Below are 571 nucleotides of genomic sequence, written 5' to 3' on the forward strand. Positions count from 1 at the left end.
CTATACAAGATAGTTGGTCATTGGAACCATGGTTTCGTTTGACTAGTTATTTCTTAAGGTTTGCTTGCCCGTGATTATATTTATCATTCTTGTTTTAAATGAATTTAATTGAGCGAATTATGATAGAACCTGAGTGTCGTGAGGAAGTGATGTTACCTCATTTTTCTTAAGCTTGTGTTAAATAGCAAAGGAGAACACCATGTTTAAGAAACTTATCACAACTTTTGCATTATTTGGTGTTGTATCTTCAAGCGCTTTCGCGGCTGATTTTACTTTGTCCAGTAAGGATATTTCAGAAGGTAGACAATTAAGCATCCAGCAAGCTTTCTCTGGATTTGGCAAACAATACCTCAATTAAGTTGGTCAAATACACCAGAAAGCACACAGAGCTTTGTAGTCACAGCTTATGACCCTGATGCACCTACGGGTTCAGGTTTCTAGCATTGACAAGTAGTTAACTTACCCGGCGACGTGACTACCTTACCGACGGATGCTGGCAACCAAAGGAAGCTACCCAGTATAAGAATGATTATGGTTTTACTAGTTTTGCTGGAGCATGTCCATTAAATGG

Annotated in this window: 2 protein-coding genes; both read left to right on the forward strand. The window is 38.7% G+C overall.

The window, feature by feature from the left end; translation table 11 throughout:
- Positions 1–199: 199 nt before the first annotated feature.
- Positions 200–358: a hypothetical protein gene (locus AB4486_RS24295; protein WP_016793461.1), complete on the forward strand. Its 159-nt coding sequence runs from the start codon at positions 200–202 to the stop codon at positions 356–358.
- Complete coding sequence (locus AB4486_RS24300) at positions 346–441, forward strand: hypothetical protein (RefSeq protein ID WP_261382846.1); 96 nt, start codon at positions 346–348, stop codon at positions 439–441. Before AB4486_RS24295 ends, AB4486_RS24300 begins: the two co-directional genes overlap by 13 nt.
- The last annotated feature ends 130 nt before the right edge of the window (positions 442–571 follow it).

Source organism: Vibrio sp. 10N.222.55.C6, assembly GCF_041473395.1.
In the GTDB taxonomy this organism is placed as follows: domain Bacteria; phylum Pseudomonadota; class Gammaproteobacteria; order Enterobacterales; family Vibrionaceae; genus Vibrio; species Vibrio crassostreae_C.

Bases quoted from the DNA above. Each gene is read 5' to 3' on its own strand.
- AB4486_RS24295 (WP_016793461.1), top strand. From the start codon at position 200: ATGTTTAAGAAACTTATCACAACTTTTGCATTATTTGGTGTTGTATCT.